Origin of the sequence: Vibrio sp. 2-1-2a (genome assembly GCF_032648565.1) — a bacterium.
Lineage (GTDB): Bacteria > Pseudomonadota > Gammaproteobacteria > Enterobacterales > Vibrionaceae > Vibrio > Vibrio diabolicus.
Window position 1 is genome coordinate 46634 of record NZ_WBOH01000012.1, and the last position, 17440, is coordinate 64073.

General features: G+C 46.9%; 11 protein-coding genes. 2 read left to right on the top strand and 9 right to left on the bottom strand.

What is annotated here, in order from left to right:
• Positions 1 to 193 precede the first annotated feature (193 nt).
• A complete protein-coding gene (locus tag F7Y48_RS21145; protein WP_316685361.1) occupies positions 194 to 1459 on the top strand; it encodes a divalent metal cation transporter in 1266 nt (421 codons plus the stop codon).
• A 108-nt stretch (positions 1460 to 1567) separates the two neighbouring features.
• On the opposite strand, the gene rapA is transcribed toward F7Y48_RS21145, so the two are convergent.
• Positions 1568 to 4477: an RNA polymerase-associated protein RapA gene (gene rapA / locus F7Y48_RS21150; RefSeq protein ID WP_301948682.1), complete on the bottom strand. Its 2910-nt coding sequence runs from the start codon at positions 4475 to 4477 to the stop codon at positions 1568 to 1570.
• 560 nt (positions 4478 to 5037) lie between these two features.
• On the opposite strand from rapA, the gene F7Y48_RS21155 reads away from it, so the two are divergent.
• Positions 5038 to 6414: a PhoH family protein gene (locus tag F7Y48_RS21155; protein WP_258508275.1), complete on the top strand. Its 1377-nt coding sequence runs from the start codon at positions 5038 to 5040 to the stop codon at positions 6412 to 6414.
• A gap of 67 nt (positions 6415 to 6481) precedes the next feature.
• Here F7Y48_RS21155 and tldD read toward each other — a convergent pair whose 3' ends face one another.
• The 8 genes from tldD to F7Y48_RS21195 form a co-directional block, all read right to left on the bottom strand.
• A complete protein-coding gene (gene tldD, locus F7Y48_RS21160) occupies positions 6482 to 7927 on the bottom strand; it encodes a metalloprotease TldD (RefSeq protein ID WP_047009150.1) in 1446 nt (481 codons plus the stop codon).
• Positions 7928 to 7938: 11 nt separating this feature from the next.
• Positions 7939 to 8760, bottom strand: a complete 822-nt coding sequence (locus tag F7Y48_RS21165; RefSeq protein WP_104969835.1) for a carbon-nitrogen hydrolase family protein — start codon at positions 8758 to 8760, stop codon at positions 7939 to 7941.
• Between the two features lie 33 nt (positions 8761 to 8793).
• A complete protein-coding gene (locus F7Y48_RS21170) occupies positions 8794 to 12675 on the bottom strand; it encodes a YhdP family protein (protein ID WP_316685362.1) in 3882 nt (1293 codons plus the stop codon).
• Between the two features lie 12 nt (positions 12676 to 12687).
• The gene (gene rng, locus F7Y48_RS21175) at positions 12688 to 14157 is read right to left on the bottom strand and encodes a ribonuclease G (protein ID WP_005381138.1); all 1470 of its coding nucleotides are present in this window, start codon (positions 14155 to 14157) and stop codon (positions 12688 to 12690) included.
• Positions 14158 to 14175: 18 nt separating this feature from the next.
• Positions 14176 to 14745 (bottom strand): Maf family protein, encoded by a 570-nt coding sequence (locus tag F7Y48_RS21180; protein WP_258508271.1) that lies wholly within the window; start codon positions 14743 to 14745, stop codon positions 14176 to 14178.
• Positions 14746 to 14749: 4 nt separating this feature from the next.
• Positions 14750 to 15238 carry a rod shape-determining protein MreD gene (gene mreD, locus F7Y48_RS21185; RefSeq protein ID WP_012841380.1) on the bottom strand — a complete coding sequence of 163 codons (489 nt, stop codon included), beginning with the start codon at positions 15236 to 15238 and terminating at the stop codon, positions 14750 to 14752.
• Complete coding sequence (gene mreC, locus F7Y48_RS21190) at positions 15228 to 16127, bottom strand: rod shape-determining protein MreC (RefSeq protein WP_005396268.1); 900 nt, start codon at positions 16125 to 16127, stop codon at positions 15228 to 15230. Before mreC ends, mreD begins: the two co-directional genes overlap by 11 nt.
• Positions 16128 to 16277: 150 nt before the next feature.
• Positions 16278 to 17321 carry a rod shape-determining protein gene (locus tag F7Y48_RS21195; RefSeq protein WP_005381144.1) on the bottom strand — a complete coding sequence of 348 codons (1044 nt, stop codon included), beginning with the start codon at positions 17319 to 17321 and terminating at the stop codon, positions 16278 to 16280.
• Positions 17322 to 17440 lie beyond the last annotated feature (119 nt).

The following is a 17440-nucleotide window of genomic DNA, read 5'->3' on the forward strand; positions in this document are numbered from 1 at the left end:
CAAGACGCATAACTGAATAGAGTGCTAGATGCACACAGCATGATATTCGCAAAGAATACTTAAAATAAATACATCAAAACACAGCATTTAAAAGACATTACCGTTGCGCAGTATAGGGCGAGCGCTCAGCTTGTCATGTACTGCGGTATGTATCTCTTTAGAAAGATACATAAGATAAAAAGGACAATAAGCAATGGACTCCGCCGTTATAGATAAACCCCAATCCAAACTTTCCTTATTTTTTCGTTCGCTAGGCCCCGGCATATTAATGGCATCTGCTGCGGTCGGTGGCTCTCACCTCGTCGCATCAACCAAAGCTGGTGCGATTTATGGCTGGCAACTGGCGGCGCTGATTCTGCTCGTAAACCTGTTTAAATACCCTTTTTTCCGAGCGGGCGTACAGTACACCATGGGGACAGGGCTCACCTTGGTTGAGGGCTACGCGAAATTAGGTCGGCCTTATCTATGGCTATTTCTATTTCTGAGCGTGGTCTCAGCCGTAATCAATACCGCCGCTTTGTTGATGTTTAGTGCTAGCTTGCTGGGCTACTTCATTCCGTTTTCACTATCAATGGCATCACTCAGTATCATTGTGATTGTCACCTGCCTGATCATATTATTTGCTGGCCATTACAAAGCGCTCGATACGCTATCTAAGGTGATCATGTCGGTGTTAACCATCGCGACTTTACTTGCCGTTTCTATCGCCTTTGGTAACCCTGTTGAGCAAGTGGCCAACTTCGAGCAACCGTCACCTTGGTCGATTGCGGCAATTGGCTTTATCGTCGTAACAATGGGCTGGATGCCAGCACCGATAGAGATCTCCTGCTTGACCTCTGCGTGGTTAAAACGCCAATCAAGCCAGCAAGAAGTAACGTATCGCTCTGCTCTATTTGACTTTAATGTCGGTTACATTGGCACGGCTTTTCTTGCCATTATCTTTGTATCGTTAGGTTCTTTGATGCTCTATGGCTCTGGCGTTGCACTTGAAAGCTCAGGCGTTGGCTTCTCCCACCAATTGGTTGGCTTATATGCGGCAACAATTGGCGAATGGTCTCGTTACTTAATCGCGGTAATTGCGTTTTTCTGTATCTTTGGCAGCACGATTACCGTTATTGATGGCTACTCACGCGTTATTTCTGACTCTCAACGTCTACTGCGCTCACAACCAGACACTAACCCTAAAGCCACGTCAGCGATCATGCTGGTGGTCGCCTTACTTGCATTAGGTATTGTGGTTTTCTGGGCTTCTGCGTTATTGCCTATGCTGAACTTTGCGATGATCCTCGCCTTTATGACCACGCCATTCTTTGCTCTGCTAAATTACACATTAGTGAGCAAAACCGAGTTACCTGAACCTTTGGCTGTTGGACCTAAATTGAAGTGGTTGTCGATTGCAGGCCTGATTTACTTGTTTGGCTTCTTGGCTGTATTTATCTGGTGGAAATGGTTGATGTAAATGAGTTAGCTATGAGTGAGTAATGCATTCTGCATAAAGAAACTAAACCGCAAATAAAGAAAAAGGTCTTCAACTGAAGACCTTTTTTAATGAACAATAAATGCTTACTTAGTTGTGGCTCACCACAATCAAACGTAGCGAATCGAGCTGCACTTGAGCTTGGTTGATGTAACCAGTGAGCTCCCTAATTTGTGCATCAATGGCTTCAATTTCTTCATCACGAATATTTGGGTTTACCGCTTTCAGTGCTTGCAAACGCTCAAGGTCTGCATTCAAGCTATGCTGCATATCTTGATGAGCTTGCTTGCGTACTTCCTCAACCTTCGCTTCGATAAGACTATCCCCCGCTTCAATTAAGCGGTGTACGTCTTTCTGTACCGACGTGACCAACTTGCTACCTAAGTGACGGTTTACAGGGCTGAGCTGGCGGTTAAAGCTTTCAAATTCCACTTGAGCAGACAAATCATTACCACGCGAGTCCATCATCAAACGGATTGGCGTTTTCGGTAAGAAGCGCGCGATACCACTGCGTTTTGGCGCTTGCGCATCTACCGCGTAAATCAACTCAAGAAGAATGGTCCCAACTGGTAACGCTTTGTTTTTCAGTAGAGATACCGCAGACGTCCCCACCCCTTCACTCATCAGAAGATCGATACCACCCTGGATCATTGGGTGCTCCCAACTGATAAAGTGCATATCTTCACGAGATAAAGCCGTATCACGATCAAACGTGATCGTCGCCCCTTCGTATGGCAGGCCTGGGTAGCTTGGTACCATCATGTGCTCAGATGGGGTCACAATCAGTGCGTTTTCACCTTTGTCGTCTTGGTTCAAGCCAATCGTATCAAAAAGAGAAAGTGCGAAGGTGACCAAATTGGTATCACCGTCGGTTGATTCAATTTTCTCAACGATTTGTTGTGCTTTTTCTCCACCATTTGAATGCATTTCTAATAGGCGATCACGGCCTTGCTCCAATTGGGATTTCAGCTCTTTATTCATTTTTGCTGACGCTTCAATGATCTCATCTAGCGTGCTGGTGTCACCAGAAGCAAGGATTTCAATCAGATCATCAGAGTACTTATCGTAAACGGCACGGCCTGTTGGGCAAGTTTCTGCAAAAGCGTTTAAACCTTCATCAAACCAGCGAGCAAGAATGGCTTGCGAGGTACCTTTCAGGTAAGGAACATGAATGTCGATGTCGCGATTTTGACCGATACGGTCCAAACGACCAATACGTTGCTCAAGCAAGTCAGGGTTGAACGGCAAGTCAAACATGACTAATTGGTTGGCAAACTGGAAGTTACGGCCTTCAGAGCCGATTTCACTACAGATAAGAACCTGTGCACCACCTTCTTCTTGCGCAAAGTAAGCGGCTGCTTTGTCACGCTCAAGGATCGACATACCTTCATGGAAGACGGTCGCACGAATGCCTTCACGCTCACGCAGCGCTTGCTCCAATTGCAGAGCCGTACTTGCACGAGAGGCAATCACCAGAATTTTCTCGCTGCGCTTCTCCTTTACCTTTTCAAGTAACCAATTCACGCGCGAGTCAAACTGCCACCAGCTTGCGTCATCGCCTTCAAATTCTTGGAAAATTTCTTCCGGGTAAAGGTTCTTCATCGCACGTGCTTCCGAACTCATCTTACCGCCGATCATCCCAGCAACACGCATTGACGTGGTGTATTGCGGTGGAATATCCATTGGCATCAGGTGCACGTTACGCGCAGGGAACCCTTTGATAGCCGCACGTGTGTTACGGAACAGAACTCGTCCCGTACCGTGACGATCCATCAAGTTGTCGATCAACTCTTGGCGCGCTGACGCTTTCGCTTCTTCGTCCGCTTCACTTTCGATAATGCGGAAAAGTGGTTCTACGTCTTGTTCAGACAACAACTCAGTAATCTGGTTTTTCGCTTCATCAGGCAGTTTTTCACCAGAGAAAAGTGAAGTAATCGCATCCGCTACAGGTGCGTATTGCTCTTCTTCCTCGACAAACGCTTCATAATCGTAGAAACGGTCAGGATCCAGCAAACGCAGACGAGCAAAGTGGCTTTCACGACCAAGCTGTTCTGGCGTTGCCGTCAGTAGCAGTACGCCCGGAGTGCGTTCAGCCAAGCCTTCCACTACTTGGTATTCACGGCTCGGTTTATCTTGGCTCCACTCAAGGTGATGCGCTTCATCGACAACCAGTAGGTCCCACTCGCCTTCCAGTGCTTGTTCAAAACGCTTGCGGCTCTTGCGTAGGAAGTCCAAAGAACACAGCACGTATTGCTGGGTATCAAATGGGTTTTCTGCATCCGCGAATGCTTCGATACAACGCTCTTCGTCAAAGATAGAGAAATGCAGGTTGAAACGACGCATCATCTCAACCAGCCATTGATGTTGCAGTGTTTCAGGTACCACAATCAAAATACGTTCTGCACGGCCAGACAGCACTTGCTGGTGGATGATCATGCCCGCTTCGATGGTTTTACCCAAACCAACTTCATCCGCCAGTAATACGCGTGGCGCGTGGCGACGGCCAACTTCGTGCGCGATGTAAAGCTGATGAGGGATCAAACCTGCACGCATACCACATAGGCCACGCATTGGGCTCTTATGCTGCTCAAACTGGTTGGTTAGCGCACGGTAACGCAGAACAAAGTTGTCCATGCGGTCGATTTGACCGGCGTACAACTTATCTTGAGGTTTATTAAAACGAATTTGGTTGCTCAGAAAAATCTCACGCAGAACAACGGCAGTTTCTTGCGTGTCTTCACGAGTACCGAAATAGGTGTATAGACCTTCATCTTCCAGTACTTCTTCAACTTTTAGAGACCAACCTTCTTGGCAGTCGATGACATCACCAACGTTAAAGGTGACTCGGGTAACAGGTGCATCGTTACGTGCGTAAACTCGGTTTTCCTCTGACGCTGCAAACATCAATGTCACAGTACGAGCATCCATTGCTACAACGGTACCTAAACCTAAATCGCTTTCCGTATCGCTAATCCAGCGCTGCCCCAAAGCAAATGTCATGAATTGACTACCTCGTTATTAGTTCTTGATTCGTGTTTCTTGTTGGTCTACTCATGCCCGTAGGCATGGATAATAGTTTAGATCTGATTCTGGCTTCTGCTATGCCGATAGCATTCGTCATTCCAGTATGAACTGAGTATTTTTAAGCCAGCTCAACATGATAAATCGGACGTAGCCTATACGCAGAAAAAGGTCGCTAATCTTACTTGAAGCTGTGATTTAGGTCACGCCGAAACCGCATCAAGCGGAAACTTTTTTTCCCAAACTATAAATGCAATCAAATTGTAAAATACTCATGCCAATTATTAAGTTGTAGAACGTAAATATTACGTATACTTCTAGTGAGGGGCGTTTAAAACCATTGCATATGATTTAAGCGCGTTAGTACACGATTAGGATCAACACGGGTTTGCAGTAAGTTGTCTTGCTACTCGGTTGCACACTAACCGACATCAGCCCGACAACCTCTATTGCAAGCAATCAGAGTTAGGCCGCTTCACACCTATTTGAGAACGACCTAACCACTCGCATGCAGAGCCGTATTACGGCAAGGAGACGCTATGGGCGATACCGATCGGAAACTGTTTGTACTTGATACCAACATTCTTCTTCATGAACCCTTTGCCATCTTCTCTTTCCAAGAACACGATGTCGTTATCCCCATGACCGTGTTGGAAGAACTCGACCGAATCAAAGACAGCAAACGCGATGTCGCAAGAGACGCTCGCGTGGCTATTCGCGCTTTGGAAGATTTGTTTAAAGAAGCAACGCCCGATGAAATTTCTGAAGGTATTCCTGTTTCTAAAGACAGCCCCGACCAAGGCACCATTTCCATTTTGGCGGATTTTGAACTGCAGGAAACCGTCAAAGCCTTCGCCGACAAAGCCGGTGACAACCGCATACTCAATGCGGTGCTTTATCTGCAAAACAAACGAGCACCACGTGAAGTGGTACTGATCACGAAAGACATTAACATGCGTCTGCGCGCCAAAGGCGCTGGCGTACGTTTTGTTGAAGACTACCGAACCGATCAACTGATTGACGACATTCAATACCTCACCAAAGGTTTTCAATTACGTGAGGGGAACTTCTGGAGTGATATTGAGGAAGTAGAAAGTTATGCACTGGGCGGAAAAACCTATCACAAACTCAGTCGTGAACCTTTTGAACCAACCTTTATTAACCAATATGTGATTGATGAAGACAGCGACTTTGCTGGCCGCGTGGAAACCATCAATGAAGACAAATTAACGCTACTCGACCTGAGCCGAGAACGCATGATGCACCGTAAGGCTTGGGACATCACACCAAAAAACATCTACCAAGGAATGGCGTTGGATGCCTTACTTGACCCGGATATTGACCTAGTGATTTTAACTGGTGCAGCAGGTAGTGGTAAAACGCTATTAGCCATGGCAGCAGCACTGGAGCAAACCATTGAAAAAGGCATGTTCGATAAAATTATCGTGACGCGTAACACGCCAGATATCGGTGAATCCATCGGCTTCCTACCCGGCTCAGAAGAGGAGAAGATGATGCCGTGGTTAGCGGCGGTGACCGATACCTTGGAAGCGCTACATAAACACGATCACTGCACTGAAGGCTCACTGAAGTACATCTGCGATAAAGCTAATATTCAGTTTAAATCGATCAACTTTATGCGTGGCCGTTCGATTCAAAATGCGTTTGTGCTGCTTGATGAGTGTCAAAACCTCACCGCTTCACAAATCAAAACCATCATCACCCGCTGCGGCGAAGGAACCAAAATCGTCTGCTCCGGTAACTTGGCGCAGATTGACTCCCATTACCTCACCCCAGTGACCTCTGGTTTGACCTACATGGTTGAACGCTTCAAGAACTTTGAAGGCAGCGCGAATATTCACCTTAACGGCGTGGTTCGTAGCCGCTTGGCAGAGTTTGCCGAAGAGAACCTGTAGTCGACATCGACTCACAAAAACAAAAGAGCGCTCTAATGAGCGCTCTTTTTAAGTCGGTTAGATGCGGTTACTCAGTACCACCCACCGTCAGTGAATCCAATTTCAAGGTCGGCTGACCAACGCCAACTGGCACACTTTGACCAGCTTTACCACATACGCCAACGCCCTTGTCGATACTTAAGTCGTTACCAACCATCGACACTTGCTGCATAGCTTCAATACCAGAGCCAATCAACGTCGCACCTTTAACAGGGCGCGTAATTTTGCCGTTTTCAATTAAGTACGCTTCCGATGCGGAGAACACAAACTTACCCGAAGTAATGTCCACCTGACCGCCACCAAAGTTTGGCGCATACAACCCTTTCTCTACCGTCGAGATGATTTCTTCTGGCGTATGTTCACCTGGAAGCATGTAGGTGTTGGTCATACGCGGCATCGGCAAATGTGCATACGACTCACGACGACCGTTACCTGTTGGGTTCACACCCATTAACCGCGCGTTTAGCTTGTCTTGCATGTAACCTTTCAGCACGCCATTTTCGATGAGCGTGTTGTACTGGCCATTCACCCCTTCATCATCCACATTCAGTGAACCACGAAGGTCTTTTAATGTACCGTCATCAACAATGGTACACAGTGAAGACGTCACTTGTTGACCCATTTTGCCAGAGAAAACCGAAGATTCCTTACGGTTAAAGTCACCTTCTAAGCCATGACCTACCGCCTCATGTAGCAATACGCCTGGCCAACCTGAGCCCAATACCACTGGCATCATGCCTGCTGGCGCGGCTTCTGCTTCAAGGTTAACCAACGCCATGCGAATCGCTTCGTCTGCATAATGGAAAGCTTGTTTCACACCATTGCTTTCCGTTAAAAAGAAATCGTAACCAAAACGGCCACCGCCACCAGCGCTACCTCGTTCACGTCGTTCACCTTTTTGTGCAAGCACACTAATAGACAAACGCACCAAAGGACGAATATCGCCTGCATAAGTACCGTCTGTTGCCGCAACAAGCATCTGCTCATGCACACCGCTGATGCTGATCGAGACTTCTTTAATCAATGGTTCTTTAGTGCGGATGTAAGCATCTAGAGACTTAAGTAATTCTGTTTTTTGCTGCTTTTCCCATTCAGCTAGTGGATTCACAGCCGCGTAGTACGCTTGGTTCTCCGTACGTTTAAACGCATGAACTTTGCCATTTTGCCCTTGCTGAGCAATACCGCGCGCCGCCATTGCACTCTGCTTCAGGCCTTCAGGCTGGATTTGATCAGAGTAGGCAAAGCCGGTTTTTTCACCAGTTACCGCACGGACACCAACACCACAATCAATGTTAAAAGAGCCATCTTTGATGATGCTGTCTTCTAGAACCAGAGACTCATGCCAGCTGGACTGAAAGTAAATGTCCGCATAATCGATCTGGCGCGTCGCAATGCTGGCAAGCGTGTCAGCAATGTCTTGTTCTGTCAGACCATTTGGGGCAAGGAGTGCCTGTTCTATTTGGTTTGTGCTCATAGTTAGCTCTTTTATTTCCGTCTCAATTCATTTTGAAAGCGACTGTGTTGAGTCAGCGGCATATTCTGCCTTACTTGTTGGCTTTGTGACAAATCTATCTCTGTCACTAACAAGCCTACTTCATCCTGAAGCTGCTTATGGATACGTCCCCAAGGGTCAACGACCATCGAGTGTCCCCATGTTTTTCGTCCACATGGATGCGTTCCAGTTTGTCCGCTTGCCAAAATCCAACATTGTGTCTCAATCGCTCTAGCTCGCAATAATACTTCCCAGTGAGCTTGCCCCGTCACAGCGGTAAACGCAGCAGGCACCACAATGATATCCGCGCCTTCTTGGCGTAATACTTTATAAAGCTCAGGGAAACGAAGATCGTAACAGATGCTCAATCCAACGCTGCCGATATCGGTTTCCGCCACTACAATTTGATTACCCGCCATAAACGTATCCGACTCACGATAACTACCATAACCATCGGCTACGTCGACATCAAACATATGCAGTTTGTCATAGTGAGCAATGCATTTACCGTGCGGCGGCAATACAAGTGTTGTGGTCGTGACACCTTTTGCGGTTTGAATGGGCATGCTTCCGACAATCAGTGTTAACTGGTTCTTTCTTGCGATTTCAGAGAGCCGCTGTTGTATCATGCCACTCCCAAGTGGCTCTGCATGCTGATGGTACGCTTCGCGGTTGGCAAACAGCACCGTATTTTCAGGGGTAAGGACAAGCTTGGCACCTTGCTTACTCGCCAAAGCACACTGTTTTTCAATAAAGTCCAGATTCGCAGTGATATCTGGACCCGATGTCATTTGAATAATGCCAACACGTTCCATGTGTTTCCTGCCTATTCCATTTTAGTCGGTGAGTTATTTGGCCTGTTCACGCAGCTTTTCTGGTAGTTTGTATTCACCTTTACTTCGAGAAATTTCTTTTACCGTTGGTGAGTCTAGTGGGCCTTTCACTTCATAATTGACTTGAGTGAAGACCTCAACCACCGGAGAAATCACTGTTGAGATGGCTAAAACATACAACGCGGTTTGTGGCGCTACTGCAAACGCGGTCAGCATTGGTAGGCCTGATGTGATGTCTGGGGTGAACTTCACTTCCGCATCGACCATTCTGCTGTTCATATTGGCGATGCCGCGGATCTGCATTTCTCCTGCTAAGGCATCCATCACGATATCGTTGGTGATAAACACGCCATCTTGGATTTTGCCCGTGCCTGTGATCGAGTTAAACGCCATGCCTTTGTCGAATACGTCGGTAAAGTCGAGCTGCATCTTACGGATGATAGAATCCAAGCTGAACAAGCCTAACAAGCGTGCCGCACCACTGACTTCACTGATCACGCCTTTACCAAATTCCGTTGAGACATTCCCTTGCAAGGTTTGTGTCTTCATCGACCAAGGCGCGCCGTCCCATTCCATATTGGCGTTGATCTCAAATGGTGCCTGCTGAATACCTGATGTGATACCAAAGCGCTCCATAAGATCAGTGTTGTTATCACCTTTCATTTTCATGGTTAAGTTGGAATGGCTACTCTCTTTTGTCAGATCCCACCAACCGCTCATATCAATGCGGTTTTTGCCGCTGCTAAAGGTGATATTTTTCCACTCCAAACGGTTCTCGCGACGCTGCAAATCAACACTCACCTTCCCCACTTTGTAACCTTGCAACCAGAAATCATCGATGTTCAAAGTTAAGTTTGGCATCTCAGCGTGAAACTGGCGGTCAAAATTGGTAATCAAAGGTGCGTTTTGATCTTCACTGGCAAAGAGCGAGCTACGCTCTTTGGTCATCTCTTCAAACCCTGGAATATACAGGTGCAAGTGCTCTAAAGAGACCGATAAGTCATAAGGTTTCAGATAGTTAGCCTTACCTTTAACCTCTTGACTGTCCACATCGAGTTGCCAACTCAAATTCTTTTTGTTTGCGGAGAAGTCCACATCATGAAACTCAATCCCACCAAGCTGCAAGTTTGGCGTTTCAACATCAATCCGTGTCGGCAATGGAATACTCGGCGTCTTCATGCTTGCCAGAACAGACGATGACGGCTTACTTTCTGAGCCCTGAACCAGCTCTGCCCACTGGTCTAAATTAAGCTCAGCGACACGCACTGATGCATCGTGTCCGACAATAGGGCTGATCCTGAAACCACCTTTGCCGACCATTAAATGAGTCGCCGTCAGAACAGGTACATCGCCAGTTATATCTATCTCGGTTTGATACTTAGCATTTGGGATCTGTAGTCTTGCTGAAATGCTTTCTTGGTTGCCGGATGCCTGTAGTTTTGCTTGCCCGGACTCGCCAACTTGTTTCGCTAGCGGATAGGGATATTGACTCGCTAAACGATTTAGCTGCGCCAACACATCAAGTTGATAGGTGAAGCCTACATCATTAAGTTGTAAGTCAATGTCCATTTGCCACGGCGCATGCCCAGAAACAAGCTTTAACCAACGCTCACCAACATAAGGTTTGAGAGGCTCAACGTCCCAATCCCCTAATGTGTTAATCGTCACATTGTAGCCCTGTTCCGCAATCTCACCACGAAAATCGAGGGAGATAGGCTGGGTAAGCAACTCTGCAGACAAACCCGATGTGGTGACCACATCATTATCGAAGTGGATACGCCCTGTGGCTTTCTCCAGCGTCATTGGCGGCGCTTCAATATCGACACGGTTTTCTGTTAAATCGGCATAACCCCAAGCACGGGACTCTTTTTCAAAATCAAACGGAATGTTGAGCTGGAACTCAGAGTAAACCGGACCACTCACTTGCAGCGCCGTCAACGCTGCCCCGACCGAGTCCACCAATGGCGTCGCCATCATGTAGTCACGAACTTCATTGCCCGGCGCGCTCGCTTTGGCTTCAATCTCAATGTGTCCACCTTCCGCCAACTCAGGGATTCGCCCAGTAATACGCTTGGCATGAACACCATTTAGCGTAGCGGACTTTGAATCCAAATACATGGCATCATTTTCAAACAGCAAGTCCAGCTGCAGATCCGTGATGGTTGGCCACGCCGTATCAAAGCTAAATTTCGCGTCTTTTAAACCGACCCACGCCTGAAACATGCCATTATGATCTTTGTAAGGAAAATCCCCTAACTCGCCATACCACAGCAGCTTAGCCGTATTAACTTTACCACCTTGAATCGCAGTCGATAGGTAATCCGTTAAGTCTTGTCCGAGTGCCAGAGTCGGCAGGTAACGCCATGTTTCACCTGCGTTATAGAGATCTGCTTCAGCATAAAACGATAAAAATGGGCTTTGTTCTTTTGGAAAATCAAGACGGAATGCTCCTAGTACTTGAAGATCTGGTGTCGCTGCCGTCACTTTATCAGACCACAAGCGCCAGCCGCTCTCATCTTGTTGCCAGATAATATCGACTTCACCTTGTTTGATATTCAGCGGAGCTTGAAATACATCACCGTACGGAAATACATCATCAATGACGGTTACTTTCGCTTTTGCCTGATCTAAATCACCAGATACACTGCCCTGTACATGATGGAATCCTGGTAGCAGTTCCCATTGCGTCATCGCAAGTTCATCCAGTTCCGCGGAGTAGCGTAACGTGTCTAAGCCACCGCTCATGGACAAGCGAACATCTTCAACTCGGCCTTTCGGTGCCAGTTTGTTGATAAGATCACTGGTCGATTCCGACTCTGGAGCCAATTTGATGAGCGGAATAAGTGCTTCGATATCGAGTTGAGAAAGGTTGAGCGTCCAACCATTCGGTTGCCAATCAAACGCTGCGTCTAATTCCGGCCAAGGGGTGTTGTCGGTTCGGATCCGAAGTGAGTGACCATTTACTTTCCAACCTTGTTTATCTGGTCGAAGATTGAAAATACCTGACTCGATAAACAGCTCATGACGACCGTTTTCATTCCACACCAGCTCAGAAGGCAACAGTTCAACATACGCATCATTCGGTTGGCTGTGTTTCAGCGTCAGCCAAGTGTTTAAGCTGACCTTACCCGACTCAGCACCCGATTCTTCTTGCATGTAAGTGGTTAACCAAGGCGTCACCGAGACATCTTGGGCACTTACGTAAAACTCACCAGACACATCACGTAGCGAACCATGATCTTTAAAGTTAGCGCTCACTAACAATGAATTCAGACGAACATCGGCAATGTTCACGGTGCCTTCGGCTAAGTGGTGCTTGCCTTGGTTGCTCCAACGGAGCTGCTCGATATCTAAACGGCGAGTCTCACCAGATACCGATTTATACCAAATCCGTGAGTCGGTAATGGTGAAGTCTTCAAACTGACGTAAAAGAAGTGAGTCGAGTTGGTCGATGAGCTTCACTTCGCTCTTGTCCACACTCGGTTCCTGCTCTTGACGACTAGAGGTCGGCAGAATGTCTACGGTGTGAATATCCAGAGCGAGGTTATGGATGGTGAGGTCTGCGACCACCGGTTTGAGTTGCAAAAGAGATTGAATGAGATCGAATTCAATTTGGATTTCTTCAACGGCAAAGCGTGCATCCTGAATATTCGGCAGGTTCGCTTCTAAACCGAGTAGCGCGATGGAGGGGTGATTATTGCGCCACGTCCCTGCGACGTTGGCGATAGAAAAGTCAAAACCTGTGTCCTGCTTGACCCAGGTTTTGATCTCATCTTGGAAGTGGTTAAGTTGTGGCAATGTGACGCGCAGTGTGGTTACTAATATGGCCAATAACACCAGTACAGTAACTAAACTCCACGCACAAAAACGCCCAAAACGGTTAACACCAGAATTCACAAATGTTCCAAATTACATCATTACGACGTCAAACTGTTCCTGAATGTACAGGGGCTCAGCCTGAACTCGCACTTGCTTGCCAATAAATACTTCGAGCTCAGCCAATGCATGAGACTCATCACCCAACAGCGCTTCAGCAACAAACGGCGATGCGTACACAACAAAATTATCGGCGTCGTAAGCACGGTTTACACGAGTAATCTCGCGTAATATCTCAAAGCACACGGTTTCAACCGTTTTCACGCTACCACGGCCTTCACAAGTAGGACAGCCAGAACACAAGATATGTTCAATACTTTCTCGTGTGCGCTTACGCGTCATCTCGACTAAGCCGAGCTGAGTAAAGCCGTTGATGTTGGTTTTTACTCGATCTTTAGCCAGTGCGGTTTCCAATGAGGTAAGCACTCGCTGACGGTGCTCTTCAGACGCCATATCGATAAAGTCAATGATGATAATACCGCCGAGGTTACGTAAACGCAGCTGACGAGCAATAGCTTGCGTTGCCTCAATGTTGGTATTAAAGATGGTCTCTTCAAGATTACGACGACCAACAAATGCACCAGTGTTGATATCGATGGTTGTCATGGCTTCAGTTTGATCGATGATCAAGTAGCCACCCGACTTTAGTTCAACCTTGCGCTCTAAAGAACGCTGAATTTCATTCTCGGTGTCGTACATGTCAAAGATTGGCTTGTCACCTTCGTAAAGCTCAAGCTTGTCTGTTAACTCAGGTACATACTCAGAAGTGAATTCTTTCAGGTTTTCATATTCGAGGCGGGAGTCGACCATGATTTTATCGAGTTCTGTGCCGACAAAATCACGCAGAATGCGCTGGGCTAAACCAAGTTCACCGTAAAGCGTTGAACGCGTTTTGTATTTTGAACGACGCTCCATGACTTTTAGCCACAAGCGCTTAAGAAATGCCGCGTCTTGAGAAAGCTCTTTTTCATCTGCGCCTTCCGCTGCGGTACGAATGATAAAACCACCGTGCTCATCACAGTAATGGTTCACCACTTTTTTCAGACGCTCGCGCTCTTTCTCACTCTCAATACGCTGCGAAACACCGACATGACTGGCCCCCGGCATAAAAACAAGATAACGCGAAGGTAAGGTGATATCCGTCGTTAAACGCGCGCCTTTCGTACCGAGCGGATCTTTGACCACTTGTACAACAATGTCTTGCCCCTGACGTACCAGCTCAGAGATATCACGGACTTGAAACTGCTGTTTTTCGTTCTCTGCCACACATTCGGTATGCGGGACAATATCTGACGCATGTAAAAACGCCGCTTTATCTAAACCGATATCGACGAAAGCCGCTTGCATACCTGGCAGTACTCGGCTGACTTTGCCTTTGTATATATTGCCCACAATGCCGCGACGCGATTCGCGCTCGATATGTATTTCTTGTAGTACTCCACCTTCAATCATGGCCACACGAGTTTCACTCGGGGTCACGTTAAGCAGCAATTCTGCACTCATGTGCACACCTCAAAACAATTATAAAAATTCTTGAATTAGCTGATCGGTTTCGAACAAAGGTAAGCCTACTACAGCGTGATAACTGCCTTCGATTCGGGTGACAAATCGCCCTCCGAGTCCCTGAATACCATAACTTCCAGCTTTATCGCATGGCTCTCCTGACTGCCAATATTGTTCGATTTCTTCGTGAGTCAGTTGCTTGAACCACACGTCAGTGGTGACGACCACTGAATGTTGTTGTTCCGATGATATGACGCTCACCGCAGTCATCACTTGATGACGACGACCGGATAAGTCAGCAAGCATACGCTTTGAATCTTCAAAACTTTTTGGTTTTTCTAGCACACGGTCATCGCATACTACGACCGTGTCAGAGCCCAACACAACGGAATCAGGCTTAGCTAATGCTAAGCCTGCCTGAGCTTTTTCCAAAGAAAGACGCAGCACGTACTCTCGTGCCTGCTCATGAGCCTGTTTAGCTTCCTCAATATCAGGCAATACGATCTCAAAGTCATAACCTAGTTGAGCAAGCAGCTCTTTTCTTCTCGGAGAACCCGAAGCGAGAACGAGAGATAAGCTTTTCTTCACCGCTTTACCTTACGTGCCATGCACGACGAACTCGTCGCATTAATAAAAACATCCATGGCCAAAGTATACAGTTTATTGCCGCCGTCCACAGAGATAATGGATTAAATACTACGTCCTGGTTCAAATATTCCCCACAGAATATCAAAACTTCCAATAACGCAGTAAAAAAGGCAATTAAAATCGACTGTTGCCACAATGCCATGTTACGAATCAATAGGAAATTCAACGCCACCAGATAGATGACAATCGACATCATCATGCCGCGAATTCCAAGCGTTGAACCGATCAAGATATCCCATAATAAGCCCAGCACTAGCGCGGTTCCAACGTTCACTCGGTGCGGCAGTGCCAACACCCAATAACACGTGACAAGGAACAACCATGATGGACGTAAAACATCTAACACACCTGGCCACGGAATGGTTTGCAATACCAGCGCAACGAAGAAACTGACACCAATCACCATTCGGCTACTCACTACATTATTGGCCATCAGTTACCTCTTGTTCTTCTTGCTCTAGCCCTTCATCCACATTGGATCGCAGCACTTTGTGTTGACGATCTTCATTCGGCCAAATCAGCAGTAGGTAACGTAAACGATCAAACTCTACAACTGGCTCAGCCTTGATTGACGCAAACTCTTGGCGCGTATCGTGATCCACATTGGTAACCGTCGCGACTGGGTACCCTTCTGGATAAATCCCACCTAGGCCGGATGTCACCAATAGATCGCCAACCTGAATATCAGTACTGGTTGGAATGTGCTCCAGTTGGATTTCATCCATTTCACCATTGCCCGACGCGATCACTCGAATATCGTTACGGATCACCTGGACAGGAATCGCATTTTTCGCATCCGTTAGCAACAGAACACGTGCGTTATGCGCTGCGACAAACGTGACTTGACCAACAATGCCTTTTTCGTTGATCACTGGCTGTCCGACGTACACCCCGTCTATTTGTCCTTTATCAATCACCACTTGATGACGATAAGGTGAAGTATCAACCGCCATCACTTCAGTTACGACTTTCTTTTCATCCCTGACAAATGAAGAGCCTAACAATTTGCGTAGACGTTGGTTTTCTTCTTTATATTGATCGAGCAAGATTAGCTCGCTTTTCAGGCGTAGCACTTCTCGCTTTAAGTTGCGATTGCCTTCAACTAATGCCTGACGAGTATTAAAACGTTCAAATACGCCATCGAACATGCTGCGAGGCAAATTGGCTGCGTATTGAATGGGCGCAACCATACTGTTCAATAAGTATCGGACGTTGGAAAACGTATCTAGACGACTATCGGCCAGCATTAAGCTCGCCGACACGATGACAGCAAAAAACAGACGTAATTGCAGAGATGGACCTCTGCCGAAAATCGGTTTCATCTTGTTTTTGACCTGATTGCTTCCATGATTATTGAGCCTTACTTGGCAACCTAAAAATACTTAAGTAAATACTTTTAGGTATGGAGCATGTTTGAATTACAGAGAGAGCAGAAATGAAGGTGAAGCCCGACATGAGCTTCACCTAAACCTTTATTCTTCAGAGAACAGATCGCCACCGTGCATGTCGATCATTTCTAGTGCTTTACCGCCACCACGCGCAACACACGTTAGTGGATCTTCCGCGATAACCACAGGGATACCGGTTTCTTCCATTAATAGACGATCAAGATCTTTCAGTAGCGCACCGCCACCGGTTAGAACCATACCATTTTCAGAAATGTCTGAAGCAAGCTCCGGTGGACACTGCTCAAGTGCAACCATGACTGCTGATACGATGCCAGATAACGGCTCTTGAAGCGCTTCTAAGATCTCGTTTGAGTTCAAGCTAAAGCTGCGTGGTACACCCTCTGCAAGGTTACGACCGCGAACTTCAATCTCTTGAACTTCATCACCAGGGTAAGCAGAACCGATTTCGTGTTTGATCTTTTCAGCCGTTGCTTCACCAATCAAGCTGCCGTAGTTACGACGTACGTAGTTGATCACGGCTTCATCAAAGCGGTCACCACCGATACGTACAGACGATGAGTAAACCACACCGTTTAGAGAGATAACGGCAACTTCAGTTGTACCACCACCGATATCGACCACCATTGAACCTGTCGGCTCAGACACGCGCAGACCAGCACCAATTGCTGCCGCCATTGGCTCGTCGATTAGGTAAACTTCACGCGCACCAGCACCGAGTGCTGATTCACGAATTGCGCGGCGCTCAACTTGGGTAGAACCGCAAGGAACACAAACAAGAACACGTGGGCTTGGCTTTAGGATGCTGTTGTCATGCACTTGTTTGATAAAGTGCTGAAGCATTTTTTCGGTTACGTAGAAATCAGCGATTACGCCGTCTTTCATTGGGCGGATAGCGGAAATGTTGCCAGGTGTACGACCAAGCATCTGTTTTGCTGCGTGACCGACTGCAGCAACGCTTTTTGCAGAACCTACACGATCTTGACGAATAGCAACTACAGAAGGTTCATCAAGGACAATACCTTGCCCTTTTACATAAATTAGAGTGTTGGCTGTACCTAAATCGATAGATAGATCGTTAGAAAACATGCCACGAAGTTTCTTAAACATACTCTTCGCTCATCCTGCAAAAATATAGAAGACAAAAATTGCTCTAAATGTACCAATGCCTCGCTGTCACAGCAAGGTATTGGTACACAAACATGAGCAGAAAGCCTCAATTTCTTGCA